Annotated in this window: 19 protein-coding genes; 13 read left to right on the forward strand and 6 right to left on the reverse strand. The window is 57.3% G+C overall.

Features of this window, described 5'->3' with window-relative positions; genetic code table 11:
- The first annotated feature begins 10 nt into the window (after positions 1-10).
- Positions 11-1,102, forward strand: a complete 1,092-nt coding sequence (locus IM294_RS02635) for an alkylhydroperoxidase domain protein (RefSeq protein WP_126818113.1) — start codon at positions 11-13, stop codon at positions 1,100-1,102.
- A 6-nt stretch (positions 1,103-1,108) separates the two neighbouring features.
- Here IM294_RS02635 and araJ read toward each other — a convergent pair whose 3' ends face one another.
- Positions 1,109-2,284: an MFS transporter AraJ gene (gene araJ / locus IM294_RS02640; RefSeq protein ID WP_126818114.1), complete on the reverse strand. Its 1,176-nt coding sequence runs from the start codon at positions 2,282-2,284 to the stop codon at positions 1,109-1,111.
- Positions 2,285-2,448: 164 nt separating this feature from the next.
- Between araJ and ppk2 the strand changes: the two genes are divergently transcribed.
- From ppk2 to IM294_RS02655, 3 genes are all read left to right on the forward strand, one after another.
- A complete protein-coding gene (gene ppk2, locus IM294_RS02645; RefSeq protein WP_126818115.1) occupies positions 2,449-3,267 on the forward strand; it encodes a polyphosphate kinase 2 in 819 nt (272 codons plus the stop codon).
- A gap of 102 nt (positions 3,268-3,369) precedes the next feature.
- On the forward strand, positions 3,370-3,558 hold the full coding sequence (locus IM294_RS02650; protein ID WP_045260590.1) for a type II toxin-antitoxin system CcdA family antitoxin: 189 nt from the start codon (positions 3,370-3,372) through the stop codon (positions 3,556-3,558).
- Complete coding sequence (locus IM294_RS02655; protein ID WP_047368614.1) at positions 3,558-3,881, forward strand: CcdB family protein; 324 nt, start codon at positions 3,558-3,560, stop codon at positions 3,879-3,881. The genes IM294_RS02650 and IM294_RS02655 overlap by 1 nt, the downstream gene beginning before the upstream one ends.
- 48 nt (positions 3,882-3,929) lie before the next feature.
- On the opposite strand, the gene fdnI is transcribed toward IM294_RS02655, so the two are convergent.
- The 3 genes from fdnI to fdnG are packed head-to-tail and all read right to left on the reverse strand — an operon-like array spanning position 3,930 to position 8,522.
- Positions 3,930-4,586, reverse strand: coding sequence for a formate dehydrogenase-N subunit gamma (fdnI, locus tag IM294_RS02660; protein ID WP_028013252.1), 657 nt, complete (start codon positions 4,584-4,586; stop codon positions 3,930-3,932).
- The gene (fdxH, locus tag IM294_RS02665) at positions 4,579-5,463 is read right to left on the reverse strand and encodes a formate dehydrogenase subunit beta (RefSeq protein WP_045260592.1); all 885 of its coding nucleotides are present in this window, start codon (positions 5,461-5,463) and stop codon (positions 4,579-4,581) included. The genes fdnI and fdxH overlap by 8 nt, the downstream gene beginning before the upstream one ends.
- An 11-nt stretch (positions 5,464-5,474) precedes the next feature.
- Positions 5,475-8,522, reverse strand: coding sequence for a formate dehydrogenase-N subunit alpha (gene fdnG / locus IM294_RS02670; RefSeq protein ID WP_126818116.1), 3,048 nt, complete (start codon positions 8,520-8,522; stop codon positions 5,475-5,477).
- Between the two features lie 221 nt (positions 8,523-8,743).
- Here fdnG and yddG point away from each other — a divergent pair, with 221 nt between their 5' ends.
- Both yddG and IM294_RS02680 read left to right on the forward strand, forming a co-directional pair.
- A complete protein-coding gene (gene yddG / locus IM294_RS02675) occupies positions 8,744-9,622 on the forward strand; it encodes an aromatic amino acid DMT transporter YddG (RefSeq protein ID WP_028013255.1) in 879 nt (292 codons plus the stop codon).
- A 476-nt stretch (positions 9,623-10,098) separates the two neighbouring features.
- Positions 10,099-11,208 carry a porin OmpC gene (locus IM294_RS02680; RefSeq protein WP_028013256.1) on the forward strand — a complete coding sequence of 370 codons (1,110 nt, stop codon included), beginning with the start codon at positions 10,099-10,101 and terminating at the stop codon, positions 11,206-11,208.
- A gap of 54 nt (positions 11,209-11,262) precedes the next feature.
- Here the strand turns inward: IM294_RS02680 and IM294_RS02685 are convergent, their stop codons facing one another.
- The gene (locus IM294_RS02685; RefSeq protein ID WP_028013257.1) at positions 11,263-12,207 is read right to left on the reverse strand and encodes a LysR substrate-binding domain-containing protein; all 945 of its coding nucleotides are present in this window, start codon (positions 12,205-12,207) and stop codon (positions 11,263-11,265) included.
- A 170-nt stretch (positions 12,208-12,377) separates the two neighbouring features.
- Here IM294_RS02685 and IM294_RS02690 point away from each other — a divergent pair, with 170 nt between their 5' ends.
- The 7 genes from IM294_RS02690 to IM294_RS02720 are packed head-to-tail and all read left to right on the forward strand — an operon-like array spanning position 12,378 to position 18,828.
- Entirely contained in the window at positions 12,378-13,328 is a 951-nt protein-coding gene (locus IM294_RS02690; protein ID WP_126818117.1) for a branched-chain amino acid ABC transporter permease, read from the forward strand.
- Positions 13,329-13,336: 8 nt separating this feature from the next.
- Positions 13,337-14,443, forward strand: coding sequence for a branched-chain amino acid ABC transporter permease (locus IM294_RS02695; protein WP_126818118.1), 1,107 nt, complete (start codon positions 13,337-13,339; stop codon positions 14,441-14,443).
- Positions 14,440-15,207 carry an ABC transporter ATP-binding protein gene (locus tag IM294_RS02700; RefSeq protein ID WP_126818119.1) on the forward strand — a complete coding sequence of 256 codons (768 nt, stop codon included), beginning with the start codon at positions 14,440-14,442 and terminating at the stop codon, positions 15,205-15,207. Before IM294_RS02695 ends, IM294_RS02700 begins: the two co-directional genes overlap by 4 nt.
- A complete protein-coding gene (locus IM294_RS02705; protein WP_126818120.1) occupies positions 15,200-15,919 on the forward strand; it encodes an ABC transporter ATP-binding protein in 720 nt (239 codons plus the stop codon). Before IM294_RS02700 ends, IM294_RS02705 begins: the two co-directional genes overlap by 8 nt.
- A 28-nt stretch (positions 15,920-15,947) precedes the next feature.
- Positions 15,948-17,105, forward strand: a complete 1,158-nt coding sequence (locus IM294_RS02710) for a branched-chain amino acid ABC transporter substrate-binding protein (RefSeq protein ID WP_193360298.1) — start codon at positions 15,948-15,950, stop codon at positions 17,103-17,105.
- Between the two features lie 17 nt (positions 17,106-17,122).
- Complete coding sequence (locus IM294_RS02715; RefSeq protein WP_028013263.1) at positions 17,123-17,605, forward strand: L-2-amino-thiazoline-4-carboxylic acid hydrolase; 483 nt, start codon at positions 17,123-17,125, stop codon at positions 17,603-17,605.
- Complete coding sequence (locus tag IM294_RS02720; RefSeq protein WP_126818121.1) at positions 17,602-18,828, forward strand: Zn-dependent hydrolase; 1,227 nt, start codon at positions 17,602-17,604, stop codon at positions 18,826-18,828. Before IM294_RS02715 ends, IM294_RS02720 begins: the two co-directional genes overlap by 4 nt.
- 66 nt (positions 18,829-18,894) lie before the next feature.
- Here the strand turns inward: IM294_RS02720 and IM294_RS02725 are convergent, their stop codons facing one another.
- Entirely contained in the window at positions 18,895-20,382 is a 1,488-nt protein-coding gene (locus tag IM294_RS02725; RefSeq protein ID WP_049136447.1) for an MFS transporter, read from the reverse strand.
- Positions 20,383-20,481 lie beyond the last annotated feature (99 nt).

Raw genomic sequence — 20,481 nt, forward strand, 5'->3', positions numbered from 1 at the left:
GGAGACACCTATGTCATTAAGTCACGACATTCTCGCCGAGCTGGCGGAAATTAAACCCGGTTCCCCTCTGGCAGAGGCGCGCGCCACGCGGGACGCCGCCACGCGCCACGCCCAGGGCAGCTACGAAATCTTATTTACCCAGCAGGATAGCGATTTTGCGCTGGACGAGCGCTTCGCCGTCGCGGCAAAAGTCGCCAGGTGGCACAACGCGGAGGCGCTGGCCGCGCACTATGCGGGGTTTGGCCTGGCAGACCCAACATCCGAACGCCTGACCCCGGCGCTGCACTTCGCGCGCCTGCTGACGTTCTCTCCCGTCGAAGCCACGCCGTCCGCGTTGACGGCGCTGACCCGGGCGGGCTGGAGCAAGGAAGGCATTGTTACCCTGGCGCAGCTTGTTGCGTTTGTCAGCTTTCAGAGCCGACTCGTCGCCGGGCTGCGGCTGCTAAATGACAAGCCGGTGGTGGCAAGCGATGCGCCGGTGGCGGCAGGCATCTGGCATACAACCGCAACCACGGTCTCCGGGAAGACGGCTCCCGTCGCGTTCACCCAGCAGGAGCTGGGCTGGGAGCCGTGGATCGACGCCAAACCGCTGGCGGACTTCCATGATGACGAGGTTGCCGTTCTGGCGAAATTTGGCCATACCGATTCCGACTACTTCCGCCTGCTGGGGCGCAACCTGCCGGTGCTTGAACAGCGCACGCTAACTGATAAAGGAATTTTTTATACACCGGGGGGATTACCGCGCACCGAGCGCGAGCTGGCCGCAACGGTAGCCAGTAAAATCAACGGCTGCATCTACTGCGCCTCTGTCCATGCGCGCAAAGCCAGCCAGCTGTCAAAGGATGATGCTGCGGTAGAGGCTCTGCTGGCCGTGCGTCCGGGACAGTCCCTGAGCGAGGGGCAATCTGCGCGCTGGCAGGCGGAAATTAATTTTGCGGCAGCGCTGTCGGTTACCCCGCCTGCCGCCACGCCGCTGCACCTCGCCGCTCTGGAAAAAGAGGGGCTGGACACCTTAGCCCAGCTGGACCTGGTGCAGTCCGCTGCGTTCTTCGCCTGGGCCAACCGCCTGATGCTGACGCTGGGTGAGCCCTGGCTTGCCTGAATGCAATCAGGCTAGCGCGCGAGCGTTAGCCTGAGCCTGTCTGGCCCGCAGGTAACCGTAGATCAACAGCGCGCTCATGGCCGAGAACGAGAGGAGCGCCGCAGGCAGCGTGACGTAGCGCCAGCTAAAGCCGAGGGTAATCATCATCCCACCAAAGTACGCCCCGATCGCGCTGCCGAGATTAAACGCCATCTGCCCTCCGGCCGCCCCCAGCATCTCACCGCCCTTCGCATTTTGCAGAAGCAAAATTTGCAGCGGTGCAGAGAGCGCAAACAGCCCGGCACAGCAGATAAAGCCCATCACCAGCGAGGCCGTTTTCAGTTCGCCCAGGGCGAAAAGCAGCAGCAGCGAGGCTACAATCACCATATCGGTGATGGCTGCAATGCGCAGCGGGCTAAAGCGCCCCGAGAGTTTGCCACTCAGCAGATTGCCCAACACCATGCCAAGGCCCATCAGCATCATGATGGCCGTCATCATCTCTTCGGAAAAGCCAGAAACGTTGACCATAAACGGCTTAACGAAGCTGAACCACGCGAACACGCCAGCATTACCAAACATGGTGGCGGCAAAAATCAGCCAGGGTTCCGGTTTCTTCAGGAAGTGGAACTGCTCGGACAATTTGATTTCTGATTTGTCATGGATATCCGGTACCCAGAGCAGAACCGAGAGGATAACCAGCGCGTCGAACGCAGCAATCAGGAAAAAGGTATAGCGCCAGCTGAACTGGTGCCCCAGCCAGGTGCCGAGCGGGACGCCCACCAGGTTGGCCACGGTCATCCCGGCGATCATCCCGGCCACCGCGACCGTAACTTTCCCCGGAGGTGCAATTTTGGAGAGGATTATCGCCCCGACGCCAAAAATGGCCCCGTGCGGAAAACCGGAGATCAAACGCCCCAGCGCCAGCCAGAAATACGACGTAGAAAACGTAAACAGGGCATTTCCGACTGCGCACATGGCAACCAGAAACAGCAGCGTCGTTTTTAACGAGAACTTGCCGGAGAGCAGCGCTACAATCGGCGCGCCAATCACCACACCGAAGGCATAAAACGAGATCATATTCCCGGCGGAGGGAATCGAAATACCGGTGTCATGCGCCAGCTCGGTTAACACCCCCATAATGCCAAATTCAGCCATACCCAGGCCAAATGTGCCAAGCGCCAACGAAAATATTGTCTTTTTCATGCCTCAACCACCGGTTAATCAATCGCGAGGGCATTATTAAATAATCTTGTATGGTGAGCCAGTTCAAATCAGCTGGCTGACACGTTAATCCATTAATTCAGGTGGATTACACTTCATAGTGCGGCCTCGCTTTTTCCACGCCGGACAACCTGAGGATGACAATCATGGGAAGCAAAAAGAAAACCCCTGTCGCTGTTGATGTCGTATCGAATGCCCCCCTTAAGACCAAAGAGTATGAAAAAGAGCTCCGCCGCCTGCACGTCGAACTGGTTAAGCTCCAGCAGTGGGTCGTCGCCAAAGGATTGAAGGTGTGCATTGTTTTTGAGGGACGCGACGGCGCCGGCAAAGGCGGCACCATTAAAGCGATCACCGAGCGCGTCAGCCCCCGCGTGTTTCGCGTTGTTGCGCTTCCTGCCCCAACGGATAAAGAGAAAAGCCAGCTCTACTTCCAGCGCTATGTGCCTCACCTGCCCTCGGCGGGTGAAATCGTGATATTCGATCGCAGCTGGTATAACCGCGCAGGCGTGGAGCGGGTGATGGGGTTCTGCACGGAGGAACAGGCGGAGAAATTTTTAGACGGCGCGCCGGTTATGGAAAAAGCGATGGTTGATGCCGGGATTATCTTGCTGAAGTACTGGCTGGAGGTGACGCCGAAAGAGCAGGAGCGGCGCCTGCGCGACCGCATTAACGATGGGCGTAAGATCTGGAAGCTGTCGCCGATGGATATTAAATCCTTTAACCTCTGGGACGAGTACACCCGCGCGCGCGACGCCATGTTTGAAGCCACTGACACCGCCTGGGCACCGTGGTTTGTCGCGCGTTCTGAAGATAAAAAACGCGTGCGTCTGAATATTATTTCGCATCTGCTTTCGCAGATCCCGTATAAAGAAATTCACGTCGACAAGGTGGATTTACCGAAGCGCAAAATCGGCAAACTTAAACCCACAAAATACCCGTTCCGGTATGTAGAGGAGCGATTCTGATATAATTGGAAGGCGGCTCGCAGAATATAGATTACCAGGGGATACAGTATTGTTTTTTGTTGGCGGCGGTTGATAATGACCGCACCAACAAAGGAGATAACGATGAAACATACCACAGAAGCAGAGCTGGGCCAGAACATCACATCGCGTAAGCCCTTGTGTCATGCAGAACAAAACTCAACCAGGCGGCGGCAGCCATCAGAAGAGGATCGTGCATTTATACGGGCAATGAATGATTTTGTGGAGAAACACGGAACCATCACTGATGATGAGTTTTTCAGGGTGCTTTAATGCTGAGACAATTTAATGTTTACCGTAATACATCTGCGGCTACACGGGACAAACTTCCCTATTATATGCTCATTCAGGATGATTGTTATGATGATCTTGCCACACGCGTAATTGTACCGCTCGCGAGAAATAATAAGTTGCCGTTATGGCAAAGCCATCTGGCTCCGGGGATAAATATCGACTTTGAAACGTTTCTGATTTATTCACCGATGATAACAAACATTAACAACAATAAAATCAACCCTAAAGACTTTGTTTGTAATTTACGCAACGCACGTCATGACGTTATAGCGGCAATTGATCGTTTATTGACTAACACATGAAGACCCGCGCAAGCGCAGCGCCGCCGGGCAGAGCCGACGGCGCAGGTCTTACTTCATCCCTTCCGTACTTTCCTGTTTCGCCTCCAGCCGTTCCACATCACGATACCAGCGCGGGTGATGTTTCTGCGCCCAGCGGCGGCTCACCTTCCCTTCAATCATCCCTTTGATCGACCCTTTTACCCAGAACGCCATATACATATGGATCAGGATGGCATGAATCAGGATGATGGCAGACGTCGCGTGAATTAGCAGCGCGTAACGCACCACCTGGATCGGGAAGTACTGTGCAAAATACGGACGCCAGATCATCACGCCGGTCACCAGCAGCACAAAAATCATGCTCATGATGGTCCAGAACATCATCTTCTGTCCGGCATTGTATTTTCCCACCTTCGCGACTTTATGCTCGTTGCCCTTCAGGACTTCGACAATCCCTTTCACCCACGGAATGTCCTGCTTGTCCGGAATATTGTGATGGACAAAGCGCACGAACATAAACATCAGCACCACGAAAATCAGCACGCCGAAGAACGGATGCAGAATGCGCCCCATCTGCGGCGTCCCGAAGGTTTCCGTAAGCCACTGTAGCGTCGGGAAAAAGAACGAAATGCCGGATACCGCCACCAGGAAGAAGCAAATGACCACCGTCCAGTGACAGGCGCGATCGACAAATTTGGTGCGCACTATCATTTTCGACTTACTCATGATGCTCCTCCTCGTCGTCATCCACCTCTTTATTCGGGCCGATACCGATGTAGTGATAAATCAACCCCGCAAAGGTGGCGATAAAGCCCGCCGCAGAGAGCGGTTTAAGCGCCCCTTTCCACAGGTTAATGGAGGTATCGATCGCCGGATCTTTCGGCAGGTTGTGATACAGCTCCGGCTGGTCGTTGTGATGCAGCACATACATCACGTGCGTGCCACCCACGCCCTGCGGGTTGTAAATGCCCGCCTTGTCGTAGCCGCGCGCTTTCAGCTTATCCACGCGCTCTTGCGCCACGTCGAGCATCTCTTTTTTGGTGCCGAAGTGGATCGCCCCGGTCGGACAGGTCTTCACGCACGCAGGCTCCTGCCCGACGCTGACGCGGTCCACGCACAGCGTGCATTTGTATACCCGGTTATCCTCTTTATTGAGGCGCGGGATATTAAATGGACAGCCCGCGATGCAGTAGCCGCAGCCGATGCAGTTATCCTGCTGGAAATCGACGATCCCGTTGGCGTACTGAATTATCGCACCGGCAGACGGACACGCCTTCAGGCAACCCGGATCTTCACAGTGCATACAGCCGTCCTTGCGGATCAGCCACTCCAGCCTGCCGTTCTGGTCGGTTTCGCTAAAGCGCATCACCGTCCAGGATTTGGCGCTCAGATCCGCCGGGTTATCGTAAACCCCGACGCAGTGCCCCACCTCGTCGCGGATGTCGTTCCACTCTGAGCAGGCCACCTGGCAGGCCTTACAGCCCACGCAGGAGGAGACGTCGATAAGCTTGGCGACTTCTGCCTTGTAGTCCCGCGCGCGAGGCGCGGGGGTAATCGGGTTAGTCGCGGAGCGTTTAATAATGTCTTGTGTTTCCATCGCCATTCAATCGCTCCTTACGCTTTCTCGATGTTGACCAGAAACGCTTTGTACTCCGGCGTTTGCGAGTTGGAATCGCCGACGTTTGGCGTCAGGGTGTTGGCGATATAGCCTTTCTGCGCCACCCCTTCAAAGCCCCAGTGCAGCGGAATACCGACGGTTTCCACCTGCTGGCCGTGCACGTTCAGACTTTGCAAACGACGGGTCACCACCGCCACGGCGCGAATAAAGCCGCGCTTGCTGCTTACCTTCACGCGATCGCCGTTGGCAATGCCTTTCGCCTTCGCCAGCGTTTCGCTTATCTCCACAAACTGTTCCGGCTGCGCGATGGCATTAAGCCGCGCGTGCTTGGTCCAGGTATGGAAATGCTCGGTCAGGCGGTAGGTCGTCCCCACGTACGGGAATTTGTCCTTTTTGCCTAAGCGCAGCACGTCCTCTTCGTAGATGCGCACCACCGGGCTTGAGACCACGTTCGGGTGCAGCGGGTTGGTCCCCAGCGGCGTTTCCATCGGCTCGTAGTGTTCCGGGAACGGCCCTTCTGCCAGCTTGTTGAGGGCGAACAGGCGCCCCAGCCCTTCCGGCTGCATGATGAATGGCCCGGTGTTGCTGCCCGGCGCGGCGGTGTTGTAATCCGGAATGTCGTTCCCCGTCCACTTCGCCCCGTTCCACTGGATCAGCATCCGTTTCGGATCCCACGGCTTGCCGTTCACGTCGGCGGACGCGCGGTTGTACAGCACGCGACGGTTCAGCGGCCACGCCCATGCCCAGCCCAGCGTGTTGCCCAGGCCTGACGGGTCAGCGTTATCGCGGTTGGCCATCTGGTTACCCTGCTCCGTCCAGCTGCCGGTGTAGATCCAGCAGGACGATGCCGTGGTACCGTCGTCACGCAGCAGCGCAAAGCTGTTCAGCAGCTGGCCTTTCTTCGCCACCAGGCTACCGTTGGCGTCGTAGAGATCCGCCAGCGCCACGCCGTTGTTCTCTTTCGCGACTTCCTCAGACTCAGGACGATCCGGCTGCTTGTAGTGCCAGCTCATCTTCAGCAGCGGCTCAGCGCCTTTGCCGCCTTCGGTGCGGTACATTTCGCGCAGCCGATGATAAATGCCGGCCAGGATTTCGCCGTCGTTACGCGCTTCGCCCGGTGCGTCCTGCCCTTTCCAGTGCCATTGCAGCCAGCGGCCGGAGTTGGCAATAGAGCCGTCCTCTTCCGCAAAGCAGGTGGATGGCAGGCGGAACACTTCGGTCTGAATCGACGCCGGATCGACATCGTTAGATTCCCCGTGGTTCTGCCAGAAGGTGGAGGTCTCGGTCACCAGCGGATCGATAACCACCATGTACTTCAGCTTGCTCAGGCTGCGCACGACTTTGTTTTTATCCGGGAATGACGCCACCGGGTTAAAGCCCTGGCAGATATAACCGGTGACGTCGCCCTTATCCATCATGTTGAAATACTTAATGACGTCATAAGCCTGATCCCACTTCGGCAGCCACTCAAAGCCCCAGTCATTCTCCTTCTGCGCCGCGTCGCCGTAGAAGGATTTCATCAGGCTGACGTAGAACTTCGGATAGTTGCTCCAGTAGTTCACCTGGTCCGGCAGCGTTGCTTTTGGCGTATTAGCTTCAAGATACGCTTGCAGACTGGCCTGCTTTTCCGACGGCAGCGTCAGGTAGCCCGGCAGGCTGGTGGAGAGCAGACCGAGATCGGTTAAGCCCTGAATGTTAGAGTGGCCGCGAAGGGCGTTCACGCCGCCACCGGCCATCCCCATGTTGCCGAGCAGCAGCTGGATCATCGCCATGGTACGGATGTTCTGCGCGCCCACGGTGTGCTGCGTCCAGCCCAGCGCATACAGGAACGTGGTGGTTCTGTCAGCGGCGCTGGTGGACGCCAGCACCTCGCACACCTTCAGGAAGTCCGCTTTCGGCGTGCCGCAGATGTTCTCCACCACGTCCGGCGTATAGCGGGAAACGTGCTGCTTCAGCAGGTTCCACACGCAGCGCGGATGCGTCAGCGTTTCATCCCGCATCGCATAGCCGTTTTCATCGAACTGATAGTTCCAGGACGTCTTGTCGTACTGACGTTTTTCAGCGTCATAGCCGCTGAACAGCCCGTCATCGAAGGCAAAATCATCCCGCACCAGCAGGTTCGCGTTGGTGTAATGCTTAACGTAGTCCGCGTTAATTTTGTTGTTTTCGATCAGGTACAGCAGAACCCCGGAGAGGAACGTAATGTCCGTACCGGAGCGGATCGGCGCATAGATATCGGCCACCGATGCCGTACGCGTAAAGCGCGGATCGACGACGATAAGCGTCGCATCGTTGTTGTTTTTCGCTTCCATCGCCCAGCGGAATCCCACCGGATGGGCTTCAGCGGCGTTACCGCCCATCACCACCACGACGTTTGCGTTTTTAATATCAACCCAGTGGTTGGTCATCGCACCGCGACCAAATGTTGGAGCAAGACTTGCTACCGTTGGTCCGTGTCAGACGCGCGCCTGGTTGTCTACCGCCAGCATGCCGAGAGAGCGCACAAATTTTTGCGTCAGCATGCCGGTTTCATTGCTTGCCGCAGATGCGCACAGCATCCCGGTAGAGAGCCAGCGGTTGACCGTCACGCCCTGCTCGTTCTTTTCAATAAAGTTGGCGTCACGGTCAGCTTTCATCAGTTTTGCAATACGGGAGAACGCCTCATCCCAGGAGATGCGCTGCCATTTGTCGGAGCCCGGCGCGCGGTATTCCGGGTAGCGGAGGCGGTTTTCGCTGTGGACATAGTCCAGCAGTCCCGCCCCTTTCGGGCACAGCGCCCCACGGCTCACCGGATGATCCGGATCCCCTTCAATATGGTAAATCGCTTCTCTGGCGTTCTTCGCGCCATCACCCAGGCTATACATCAATAGCCCACAACCCACGGAGCAGTATGTGCAGGTGTTACGGATCTCTTTCGCACGCAGCAGCTTATAGTTGCGTGCCTGAGCCAGCGCCATTTTGGGAGCAAATCCCAGCATTGCGGCTGTGGTTCCGGCCATACCGCCCGCGCAGATTTTGAAAAATTGTCTGCGGCTGACGTCCATTGTTGTCCTCGTTATCTGATAAGACTTCGCGCCGCAAACTAGCATTAAAGCCCCTGTTTTTTTTGCGTCAAATCAAGGTCGCCTGACGTCGCCCCCTTAATAGTCACCGCTGCCGCGTTTGAATACCCCTTAAGGGTTAAACACGTAAGAGAATAATTCGCGACAGGGTCAGAATTAATGCTATACATTTTCCCTTTGATTTTATTAGCGATGAAAACGTAATGGACAGAAAGAGAGCAACGCTCACGGGGCTGGCGGCGATACTGCTATGGAGCACAATGGTGGGCCTGATTCGCAGCGTAAGCGAGGGGCTGGGGCCCGTCGGCGGCGCGGCGATGATTTACACCCTCAGTGGGTTATTGTGCCTGGTAACGGTAGGATTTCCTGATATTAAACGTTTTTCACCCGGGTATCTTATTGCAGGCAGCGTACTGTTTGTCAGTTACGAAATTTGTCTGGCGCTGTCGTTAGGCTATGCCGCCACGCGAGCGCAGGCCATAGAAGTCGGTATGGTTAATTATCTCTGGCCGAGCCTGACGATCGTCTTTGCTATTTTATTCAACGGACAGAAATCAACGCTGTGGGTCGTCCCCGGTTTAGCTATCGCTCTGCTCGGCGTGTGTTGGGTATTAGGAGGTGAGCAAGGATTACACATTGATGAAATAATCCGCAATGTCGTCTCTAATCCCCTTAGCTATACGCTTGCTTTTGCCGGAGCATTTATCTGGGCCGCCTACTGCACCGTAACCGCCAAATTTGCCAAAGGGCAAAACGGTATTACCCTCTTTGTTTTGCTCACTGCGCTGAGCCTGTGGGTGAAATATACTATTAGCGATCAGCCAGAAATGGTGTTCAGCTTTCCGGTTATCGTGAAGCTCGTTATGTGCGGCATTGCGCTTGGGTTTGGCTATGCGGCATGGAATATTGGCATTCTGCACGGTAACGTCACGGTGCTGGCTGCCGTATCCTATTTTACTCCCGTGCTCTCCGCCGCGCTTGCAGCCGTGCTGCTAAGCTCGCCCCTCTCTTTTTCGTTCTGGCAGGGCGCGCTGATGGTCTGCGCCGGGTCATTGCTCTGCTGGTACGCTACACGAAAATAGGGTTCAGATTTATGCCGGGTTCGATTAAATCCGGCAGAAAAATTAACATAAATTTAATATGTGATCACATCGTAATATATTAATCAGAACATTAGTGCATTTGTTGATGTTCTGTTTATATTAGCTTCCTTCGTCAATTCCCCCGACATCAAATTGACATAACCTGACACCGCTGCGTAACTACTTCCCTGCGAATATTACCGCTGTTAATAACACGAAATGCAATAATATTCGCCATCATGGTTGCCAAAAAAATAAACTCACCCTGATTAAATAATCGCCACAACATTTTATTCAGCCGTCATTAACCCGATCTCGATCACACTAAATGAAATTATTACTCATATTTTGAAACTTATTATTGAAAGACAACTACAAGATTTTTAAAAATAGCACGCCGTTGACGAACAGCCTCGTTTAGAAATCGTTCGCGATGGTTCAGGAAATACTGAAAAAAATTATAAGGAATATTTAAGATGAAACTTAAATTAGTTGCAGTGGCAGTCACTTCCATGTTGGCAGCAGGCGTTGTAAACGCAGCTGAGATTTATAACAAAGACGGTAACAAGCTGGATCTGTACGGTAAAGTGACAGGTCTGCACTATTTCTCTGATGACGCAGGCGCAGACGGTGATAAAACCTACATGCGTATCGGCTTCAAGGGTGAAACCCAGGTTAACGACCAGCTGTCCGGTTACGGCCAATGGGAATACCAGATTCAGGGTAACAAGGACGAAGGCGACAACCAGTCCTGGACCCGTGTGGCCTTCGCAGGTCTGAAGTTCGCTGAAGCCGGTTCATTCGATTACGGTCGTAACTACGGCGTGATTTACGACGTGACCTCCTGGACCGACGTTCTGCCAGAATTCGGCGGTGACACCTACGGTGCCGACAACTTCCTGCAGTCTCGTGCAAACGGCGTGGCAACTTACCGTAACCAGGACTTCTTCGGTCTGGTTGACGGCCTGAACTTTGCCCTGCAGTACCAGGGTAAAAACGGCAGCGTAAGCGGTGAAAACACCAACGGCCGCAGCCTGCTGAACCAGAACGGCGACGGCTACGGTGCGTCTCTGACTTACGATCTGGGTGAAGGCTTCAGCGTCGGTGGTGCAATGTCTTCTTCTCGCCGTACCGCTGACCAGAATGCGGCTGGCGTATACGGTGAAGGCGACCGCGCTGAAGTGTACAGCGGCGGCGTGAAGTACGACGCGAACAACGTTTACCTTGCCGCGCAGTACTCTCAGACCTATAACGCAACCCGTTTCGGCACATCTAACGGTAACCGCAGCGACATCTACGGCTTTGCAAACAAAGCGCAAAACTTCGAAGTTGTGGCTCAGTATCAGTTCGACTTTGGCCTGCGTCCATCCATCGCTTACCTGCAGTCTAAAGGCAAAGACATCGAGAACTTCGGCGACCAGGATCTGGTTAAATACATTGATGTCGGCACCACCTACTATTTTAACAAAAACATGTCCACCTACGTGGATTACAAAATCAACCTGCTCGACGACAACCAGTTTACTCGCCAGGCAGGCATCGGTACCGACAACATCGTTGCGCTGGGTCTGACCTACCAGTTCTAAGATTTGTCAGTACAAAAGTCAGCGTAACACGCTGGCTTTTTTTATCTTCCGCTTTTACCCGACAGACAACTCCCCGCCTGCCGCCCGACGCAGCCAGGTTTGCAGCAGCTTGCCGTCTTCGGTCATCTCTGAATCTGAGCGCACGCAGAGGTAATAATCGCGCCCGTCATCAATCGGTAAGTCAAATATCTTGACCAGCTCGCCGCTCTCCAGATATGGCGCAATCAGCGGCTCACGCATGAGCGCACATCCCAGCCCGGCCTGAACGCCCGCCAGCGTCAACAGCCCGTCTTCAAACAGCGGGCCGCTGCGCCGGAGTGGACGTTTTACCCCCTGCAACAAAAACCACTGCGTCCAGCTCGTACGCTCTTCATCGTGCAGCAGCGGCATTTGCAGCAGCTGTTCAGGCGTGTCGATATGGCCATGTACGCGCAAAAACGCGCGGCTGCACACCGGCACCATCTGGCCGGAAATCAGCTTTTCACTCTGATACCCCGCCCACTGCCCGTTACCAAAACGAATCGACATATCCGACGCGTCGCTCAGATAGTTACGGTGATTGGCATACACCACGTTGATCTCGGTTTGCGGATTGGCGCGCATGAACGCAGGCAAGCGCGGGATAAACCACCCCATACCAAAAAGCGGAATCAGGCTGATGGTGACCTGACGCGTTTGCGCCTGCTCCGCCAGGTGCTCCGTCGCCTGGCGCAACACGTTAAAGGCCGCACGGATCGAGCGGTAATATTCCCGCCCGTGCTGGCTCAGCACCAGCCTTCGTCCCTGACGTTCCGTGAGCGGCATTTGCAGGTATCCTTCGAGCACCTTGAGCTGATGGCTGACGGCCGACGGAGAGATATCCAGCTCCTGAGCGGCCAGCGTGACGCTCCCCAGCCTGGCGATGGCCTCGAATGCACGTACGGCCCGAAGCGGCGGATCGTTTGCCAGGCGGCTCTCTGCAAACGCCGTCAGGCTCGCCAATTGTTCTGTTTTATTCATATGTTGATTTCTTTAGGCTTTCCCCCCAAAAGCAGGCATTAACTATTTTCATTTAAATCATAAACATAAAACAATATTTATTTATCATAAGAAATAATAGATGCGTATTTTACAATTTAATTCATTTATTGGATGGTAGCCGCAGAACGAGCACTTTGCGGGAACAGACGTTGGATACACTCATACAACAACTGATCAACGGTGTGATGCTGGGAAGCATCTACGCGCTGATCGCGCTGGGCTATACCATGGTGTATGGCATTTTGCGCATTATTAACTTTGCCCACGGCGATATTCTGATGGTCGGCGCGCTCACCACGCTCTCCGCCATTAACGCCCTGAATAGCACCTTCCCGCATATGCCGCTGCTCTTGCAGCTCGGCGTTGCCCTGATGATTGCCATGGCCGTGTGCGCCCTGCTGGCCATGGCCGTGGAGCGCTTTGCCTACCGTCGACTGCGCAACGCTCCGCGCCTGGCGCCGCTGATCTCGGGTATCGGCGTCTCCGTCCTGCTGCAAACCGTGGCGATGATTATCTGGACGCGCAACCCGCTGATGTTTCCGCAGATCCTGCCCATGGATCCGATTACCGTGACGTCAGGAAGTGAAATGCACCCGCCCGCCATCGTGACCGTTACCGGTATTGTCACCGTGGCGCTGGCGCTGACGGTGATGACCGGGCTGTGGCTGCTGGTGGAATACACCCGCCTGGGGCGCGGCATGCGCGCCGTGGCGGAAAACCCGCGCGTGGCCACGCTGATGGGGGTTAACCCAAACGCCATTATCACCCTGACGTTTGCGATTGGCGGGGCGTTTGCCGCGCTGGCAGGCGTAATGATGGCCAGCAACTACGGTAACGCCAGCTTCTCGATGGGCTTTTTACCCGGGATCAAGGCCTTTACCGCCGCCGTGCTGGGGGGCATTGGCAACATTCGGGGTGCCATGATTGGCGGCATCCTGCTCGGCATTATCGAAGCGCTGGGCGCAGGCTACCTGGGTGAACTGACCCACGGTGTATTTGACAGCAACTATCAGGATGTCTTTGCCTTTATGGTGCTGATCCTGGTGCTGGTCTTCCGTCCGGCTGGCCTGCTGGGCGAGCGCGTGGCGCACAGGGCGTAAGGAATACCATGACAACACTTCAAATTCAGGCCCCGGCGACGACGCGCAAATTCTGGTCAGGCATGAGCCTGTTCTGCCTCGCGCTGCTGATTGCACCCGTGGTGGCCACGCAGCTCGGCGGCAACTACTGGGTGCGCGTTATCGACTTCGCCCTGCTCTACATCATGCTGGCGCTCGGGCTTAACATTGTGGTCGGCTATACCGGCCTGCTGGACATGGGCTTTATCGCCTTTTACGCCGTCGGCGCCTACCTCGCGGCACTGATGGCTTCTCCACACCTGCTGGAGGTGTTTCCGATCCTCGGCGTCTGGTTCCCGGACGGGCTGCACACCTCGTATCTGCTCGTTATTCCGTTGGCGGCCCTCGTGGCGGCAGTGTGCGGGATTTTACTCGGTGCGCCCACGCTGAAGCTGCGCGGGGACTACCTGGCGATAGTGACCCTCGGCTTTGGCGAAATTATCCGCATCCTGATGCGCAACCTCGACCGTCCGGTAAACATCACCAACGGCGCAAAGGGCATTACCGGGGTGGATACGCTGAACCTGTTCGGCCTGAAGTTTAGCGGCGTCTACCACTGGTTTGGTTTCAAAGTGCCCGCCCTGTGGCTGTGGTACTACCTGCTGATGCTGGTGATTGTAGCGATTATTTTTGTCTGCCTGCGCCTGCAGCATTCCCGTATTGGCCGCGCCTGGCACGCCATCCGCGAGGATGAAGACGTGGCCCGCGCGATGGGCATCAACGTGCGTAACTATAAGCTGCTCGCCTTTGCGATGGGCGCCTCCTTTGGCGGCATAGCAGGTGCGCTTTTCGGCGCGTTTCAGGGCTTTGTCTCCCCGGAATCCTTCACCTTACAGGAATCGATTGCCGTACTGGCGATGGTGGTGCTGGGTGGTATGGGGCACATACCGGGCGTGATCCTGGGCGCGGTACTGCTTACCGCCCTGCCGGAACTGCTGCGCAGCCAGGCAGCGCCGGTTCAGCAGGCGCTGTTCGGTACGGTACTGATTGACCCGGAAGTGTTGCGCCAGCTGTTTTACGGTCTGGCACTGGTGCTGGTCATGCTGGTGCGCCCGTCAGGCCTCTGGCCGGTACGCCACAAGGGGGTGAAGGCATGAGCCTGTTAACCGTACGCAACATGTCAAAACGCTTCGGCGGGCTGACTGCCGTAGATGACGTTTCGATTACCGTGAACAGAGGGGAAATCTACGGGCTGATTGGCCCCAACGGCGCGGGAAAAACCACCTGCTTTAACCTGATCACCGGGCTTTATCCGGCGGACAGCGGTGAGTTTTCGATTGCCGATAAGCCCTACTTCCCAAAGCACATAGAGAAAGTCACCGCCGCCGGGATTGCCCGCACCTTCCAGAACGTGCGCCTCTTCAACGAGATGTCGGTGCTGGAAAACGTGATGGTGGGCCGACACGTGCGCACCCGTAACGGCCTGTGGGCCGCGCTGAGCCGCCATAAACGCGCCCGCGACGAAGAGAAGCAGACCCGCGAGCTGGCCTGGCACTGGCTGGACTATACCTGCATTGCGCAGTTCGCCCACTATCGCGCCTGCGATCTGGCCTATGGTCATCAGCGTCGCCTTGAAATCGCCCGCGCGCTGGCGACGGATCCGCTGCTGCTGGCGCTGGACGAGCCCGCCGCCGGAATGAACGCGGCGGAAAAAGTGGCGCTCGGCGAGCTGCTCATCCGCATCCGCGATGACGGCAAAACCCTGCTGATGATTGAACATGACGTCAAGCTGGTGATGGGCATCTGCGATCGCCTGACGGTGCTTGATTACGGTAAAACGCTCGCCAGCGGTACGCCGGAAAGCGTGCGGCGCGATCCGGCAGTGATCGCCGCCTGGCTTGGAGGTAACGCCCATGACTGAATTACTGAAGGTAGAACGTCTGGACGTGCATTACGGCGGGATTCAGGCCATACGCGATGTCTCCTTTACCCTGCACGAGGGCGAACAGGCTACGCTGATCGGCGCTAACGGCGCGGGGAAAAGCTCCACCGTGCGCGCCATTACCGGGCTGGAAAGCTTTAGCGGCAGTATTGAATTCAACGGTAAGCCGGTCCGCAAACAGAGCCCGGAGACCCTGCTTCGCGACGGGCTGGTGATGGTCCCGGAGGGCCGCGGGATCTTCTCCCGCATGACGGTACTGGAAAACCTGCAGATGGGCGCCTGGCTAAGACGTGACACTGTCACCATTAAGCGCGAGATGAACGAGATTTTCGAACGCTTCCCGCGTCTGGGCGAGCGCCAGCATCAGCTTGCCGGGCTGCTGTCCGGCGGCGAGCAACAGCTGCTGGCCCTTAACCGCGCCCTCCTCAGCCGCCCGCGCCTGCTGATCCTCGACGAGCCGTCGATGGGCCTTGCCCCGAAGATGGTCGAGAACATATTTGCCGTTATTGCCGGGCTGCGCGAGCGCGGTGTCGCCCTGCTGCTGATCGAACAAAACGCCCGGCTCGCGCTGGAAGTGACCGACAGCGCATGGGTGATGGACAGCGGCAGCATTGTTCATCATGGCGAATCGACAGCACTGCTTCACGACGACCAGATTGCACACATTTATTTGGGCGAAATGCCCGTTTAACCACATCAGCCAACATCAGGGAAATACAATGAAAACAGTAAAAATCAGCGCGCTCAGCGCCGCTATTCTGCTCGGCGGTTTTGCCTCAACGTCCTCGTGGGCCGCCGACGGTGAAACCGTGGTTATCGGTCTGGCAGGCCCGCTCACCGGCCCGTCCGCCCGTATCGGGAAAGATCTGGAGAACGGCGCGCAGCTGGCCATTGACGACGTTAACAAGCAGCATCCGACCATCGGCGGCAAAGCGGTCACCTTCAAACTGCAGTCCGAAGACGATCAGTCTGACCCGCGCACTGCCGTAGCCGTCGCGCAGCGTCTGGTGGACAGCGATGTGGCGGGCGTGGTCGGCCACTGGAACACCGGCACCAGCATTCCAGCGGCCCGCGTTTATCACGATGCGGGCATCGCCCAGGTGGCACCGGTCGCGACCGGTCACGCCTATACGCAACAAGGTTTTGATACCAGCTTCCGCGTGATGGGACACGACGATGACGGCGGCCAGCTCGCCGGTCAGTACGCGGTTAACACCCTCAAAGCCAAACGCATTGCGGTAATCGACGACCGTACCGCCTTCGGTCAGGGGCTTGCAGACCAGTTTATTAAATCGCTGGAAGCCCAGGGCGTGAAAATTGTCGACCGTCAGTACGTGGATGACAAAACGGTCGATTTCAGCGCCGTACTGACCGCCATCCGCAGTAAAAACGCCGATCTGATCTTCTTCGGCGGCGTCGACAGCCATGCCGCCCCGCTGGCTCGCCGCATCAAACAGCTGGGCATGAATGCGACGCTGATGGGCGCAGGCGGATTCGTCAGCCAGACGTTCCTGAAGCTGGCGCAGAAAGAAGGCGAAGGCGTTGTGGCGCTGGAGCCGGGCCTGCCCGTTGACCAGATGCCGGGTGGAAAGGCATTCGAACAGGCCTACCAGGCCCGCTACCACACCCATATCGAACTGCACGCCCCGTTCGCCTATGACGCCACCCGCGTGCTGGTTGCGGCGATGGAAAAAGCAGACTCCGTTGAGCCATCAGACTATCTGCCCGCCCTGCGCGCCATCAGCTATTCCGGCGTTACCGGACAGATCGCGTTTGATAAAGAGGGCAACCTGAAATCGCCGTCGTTCACGGTCTATAAGGTTGTCGACGGCAAATGGCAGCCGCAGACCGTGCTGGGCGGCGCAAAAGCGAAGTAACGCAGCGAGGCAATGTGATGAGTGATAATAATGAGCTGGGCATTCTCGCCCGCCGCAAAATTGAAGCTGAAATTATTAAGCCAATTTATGAAATCCTGGTGCGCGAGATAGGGAAAGCCCGCGCCCAGGCGGTGATTGGCGAGGCCATTGAACAGGCCGCGATTGACGCTGGTAAAGGGTTTGCCAGCAAAGAACCCAACGGCGCGAACATCAAGAGCTTTATCGCCCTGCAGTATCTGTGGGAGAAAGATAACGCCCTAGACGTGAAGGTGATCGACGCTGACGACCAGCAGTACAACTACAACGTGACCCGCTGTCGCTACGCGGAGATGTACCACGAGATGGGGCTGGGCGAGATTGGTCATCTGCTCTCCTGCGCGCGCGATGAAAAATTCATCGTTGGCTATGCGCCGGACGTAGAGCTAACCCGCACCACGACCATTATGCAGGGCGGTGCGTGCTGTGATTTCCGCTACCGCAGCGGTAAGGACAAGCCATGATCCGCGTCAATGCCGAACGGCTGTGGTCAACGCTTGAGATGATGGCGCAGATCGGCGGCACGCCCGCCGGTGGCGTCACCCGTCTGGCACTGAGCGAGGAAGATCGTATTGCGCGTAACCTGCTGCGCGACTGGGCGCTGGACGCCGGTTTTACCTGTGACGTCGACAGCATGGGCAATATGTTTATCCGCCGCGCGGGGAAAAACCCGCAACTCGCGCCGGTCATGACCGGTTCGCACGTGGATACCCAGCCGCTGGGAGGGAACTACGACGGCGTTTACGGCGTGCTGGCCGGGCTGGAGCTGCTGCGCACCCTCAATGACCATCACCTTGAGACGGAGCGTGACATCGTGCTGGTCAACTGGACCAACGAAGAAGGCGCGCGCTTTGCGCCAGCCATGCTCGCTTCAGGGGTCTGGACGGGGCAATTTAGCGAAGCGTACGCCCATGCCCTCGCGGATAGCGACGGTATCAGCGTGGGTGAAGCGCTGGAAAGCATCGGCTACCGGGGTGAAGCCCCTGCCCGCGCGTTTCCGGTTCACGCCTGCTACGAGCTGCACATCGAACAGGGCCCGATTCTGGAAGATGAAGCCCTGGATATCGGGTTAGTCCGCGCGGCAATGGGCCAGCGCTGGTTTACCCTGACGCTGGACGGGTTTGCCGCCCACGCGGGCACCACGCCAATGCACAGCCGCCGAGACGCGCTGACCGCATTCTCGGAGCTGGCGCTGAAGGTGGAGGAGATTGGTTATCGGCACGCGCCGGACGGACGTGCGACCATCGGTATGGCGCAGGTTACGCCAAACTCGCGCAACGTCGTGCCGTCTCGGGTGGTCTGCAGCGTGGAGTTTCGCCATCCGGCACTGACGGCACTGGAAGCCATGGAGGCGGCGCTGCATAAGGTGGCTGAAAGCCTGAGCCTGCGCGGGGTGGCGGCTGTCGTTGAGCGCATTTTTGACTACGCCCCCATCGCGTTTGATGCCGAATGTCTGGCCCGCACGGAGAAGGCCGTGGCGGAACTGGGCTACTCGGCGAAACCGATGGTCTCGGGGGCGGGACATGACGCCTGCTATGTCAGCAAGATTGCCCCTGCCAGCATGATTTTTATCCCCTGCGTGAAGGGTATCAGCCATAACGAAGCGGAAAGGATCCTGCCGGAGTGGTCGGAGAAAGGGGCGAACGTGCTGTTGCACAGCGTCCTGTCCGCGGCCCAGGAAAAATAAACCGGGTGGCGCGGCTCGGACAACCGCGCCCGTAGGCCCGGTAAGCGCAGCGCCACCGGGCGTGTTTTACGGCTTCGGCACCTTCGCCAGGCTAAACCAGATCCCCACTGCCAGCAACAGCAGCATTCCGCCCGCACTCCCCAGCGCCACGCTGTGGGAGGTAATAAACGCACTTTTCGCCGCCTCAATCACTGGCTCCGCGAGGGACGGCGTCAGCTCCTGCGCCACCTTCATCGCTTCACCAATGGATGACGAGGCTTTATCGACGAGCGAGGCATTCAGCCCCTGCGGCAGGTCAATGGACGCCGAGAAGCTGCGGGTCAACAGCAGACCAAAAATAGCGATCCCCAGCCCGGCGCCCAGTTCATAGGACATGGTTTCAATCGCCCCTGCGGCAGCGGCTTTCTCCTTCGGCGCGGCAGCCATAATGGCGGAGGTCGAGGCCAGCAGCGCGCTGGCGGCACTGAAGCCGAGCAGCACCATCAGCCCCCACGCCTGCCACTGCTGCGTGCTGAAGTCGAGCATCGACAGGCCAATAAAGCTGACCGCGCTGAGCCCCATCCCCCCGGCAGCGACAATGCGCAGCCCCAGACGGCCCACCAGCACACCGGCAATCGGCCCGCTGAATCCGCTTGCCACCATCACCGGGAGCATAAACATGCCCGCCTCGAACGGCGTAAAGCCGTGGACAAACTGGAGCTCCTGCGCCATCAGCAGCTCAAAGCCCACCAGGGCGATCATCGCCGTCATCGCCATGACCACGCCGCTCAGAATGATGCGATGGCAGAACAGGCGCATGTCGATCATCGGCACGCGGGCGCGCAGCTGGATGCGCACAAAAATAAACAGCATTACGGCACCCGTGAGCAAGGTACACGCCACCAGCCACGGCGACATAACGCCTTTTAGCGCGGTTTTGGCGCTGTAGACCAGCAGCAAAATCGCCACAATCAGCATGATGGCATGACTGATATTCAGCGGCTGCTCCGGTCGGCCCTGCTGACGGGGCACAAAACGCGCGGCCAGCGACACCACTACCAGCACAATCGGCACGTTGATTAAAAACACCGATCCCCAGTAAAAATGCTCGAGCAACATACCGCCAATCAGCGGACCAAACGCCGCCCCGCCGGAACCCACTGCCGCCCAGACGCCGAGCGCGATGTTGCGATCTTTCGCGTCGGTAAACAGCGTGCGGATCCCCGCAAGCGTAGCCGGAATGATCATTGCCGCACCGATCGCCAGCGAGGCGCGCGCCGCTATCAGCCACCCTGCCGACGGTGCAAACGCGGCCGCCAGGGACGACAGGCCAAACAGCGTGCTGCCGATCATCAGCAAGCGTTTAAAGCCAATGCGGTCACCCAGGGCACCCATCGGCAGCACCATCCCCGCCATCACCAGCGAGTAAATATCAATGATCCACAACAATTCGTTTCCGCTGGCACCCAGCGTCATGCTCAATGTCGGCGCCGCCACGTGCAGCACCGTCGCGTCAATCGCCACCGGGATGTACACCAGCACGATAATTACTAACGCTAACCACTGACGAAACATAAATTTCCTTTTCATTTTAAACATGGACACATGTCCAGAATCCGATCCTACGTAAAGTTGAACGACTGTCCAGCTTTTTGTTACACTCGTTTCGGTCTT

The sequence above is a fragment of the Enterobacter cloacae complex sp. P43RS genome (assembly GCF_014930585.1).
Taxonomy (GTDB): Bacteria; Pseudomonadota; Gammaproteobacteria; order Enterobacterales; family Enterobacteriaceae; genus Enterobacter; species Enterobacter bugandensis.

Coding starts and splice junctions, on each gene's coding strand:
- IM294_RS02635 (WP_126818113.1), top strand. CDS start 11: ATGTCATTAAGTCACGACATTCTCGCCGAGCTGGCGGAAATTAAACCC.
- IM294_RS02705 (WP_126818120.1), top strand. CDS start 15,200: ATGACTGAATTACTGAAGGTAGAACGTCTGGACGTGCATTACGGCGGG.
- araJ (WP_126818114.1), bottom strand. CDS start 2,284: ATGAAAAAGACAATATTTTCGTTGGCGCTTGGCACATTTGGCCTGGGT.
- IM294_RS02715 (WP_028013263.1), top strand. CDS start 17,123: ATGAGTGATAATAATGAGCTGGGCATTCTCGCCCGCCGCAAAATTGAA.
- IM294_RS02720 (WP_126818121.1), top strand. CDS start 17,602: ATGATCCGCGTCAATGCCGAACGGCTGTGGTCAACGCTTGAGATGATG.
- IM294_RS02650 (WP_045260590.1), top strand. CDS start 3,370: ATGAAACATACCACAGAAGCAGAGCTGGGCCAGAACATCACATCGCGT.
- fdxH (WP_045260592.1), bottom strand. CDS start 5,463: ATGGCGATGGAAACACAAGACATTATTAAACGCTCCGCGACTAACCCG.
- IM294_RS02710 (WP_193360298.1), top strand. CDS start 15,948: ATGAAAACAGTAAAAATCAGCGCGCTCAGCGCCGCTATTCTGCTCGGC.
- IM294_RS02680 (WP_028013256.1), top strand. CDS start 10,099: ATGAAACTTAAATTAGTTGCAGTGGCAGTCACTTCCATGTTGGCAGCA.
- IM294_RS02695 (WP_126818118.1), top strand. CDS start 13,337: ATGACAACACTTCAAATTCAGGCCCCGGCGACGACGCGCAAATTCTGG.
- IM294_RS02685 (WP_028013257.1), bottom strand. CDS start 12,207: ATGAATAAAACAGAACAATTGGCGAGCCTGACGGCGTTTGCAGAGAGC.
- IM294_RS02725 (WP_049136447.1), bottom strand. CDS start 20,382: ATGTTTCGTCAGTGGTTAGCGTTAGTAATTATCGTGCTGGTGTACATC.
- IM294_RS02700 (WP_126818119.1), top strand. CDS start 14,440: ATGAGCCTGTTAACCGTACGCAACATGTCAAAACGCTTCGGCGGGCTG.
- yddG (WP_028013255.1), top strand. CDS start 8,744: ATGGACAGAAAGAGAGCAACGCTCACGGGGCTGGCGGCGATACTGCTA.
- fdnI (WP_028013252.1), bottom strand. CDS start 4,586: ATGAGTAAGTCGAAAATGATAGTGCGCACCAAATTTGTCGATCGCGCC.
- IM294_RS02655 (WP_047368614.1), top strand. CDS start 3,558: ATGCTGAGACAATTTAATGTTTACCGTAATACATCTGCGGCTACACGG.
- ppk2 (WP_126818115.1), top strand. CDS start 2,449: ATGGGAAGCAAAAAGAAAACCCCTGTCGCTGTTGATGTCGTATCGAAT.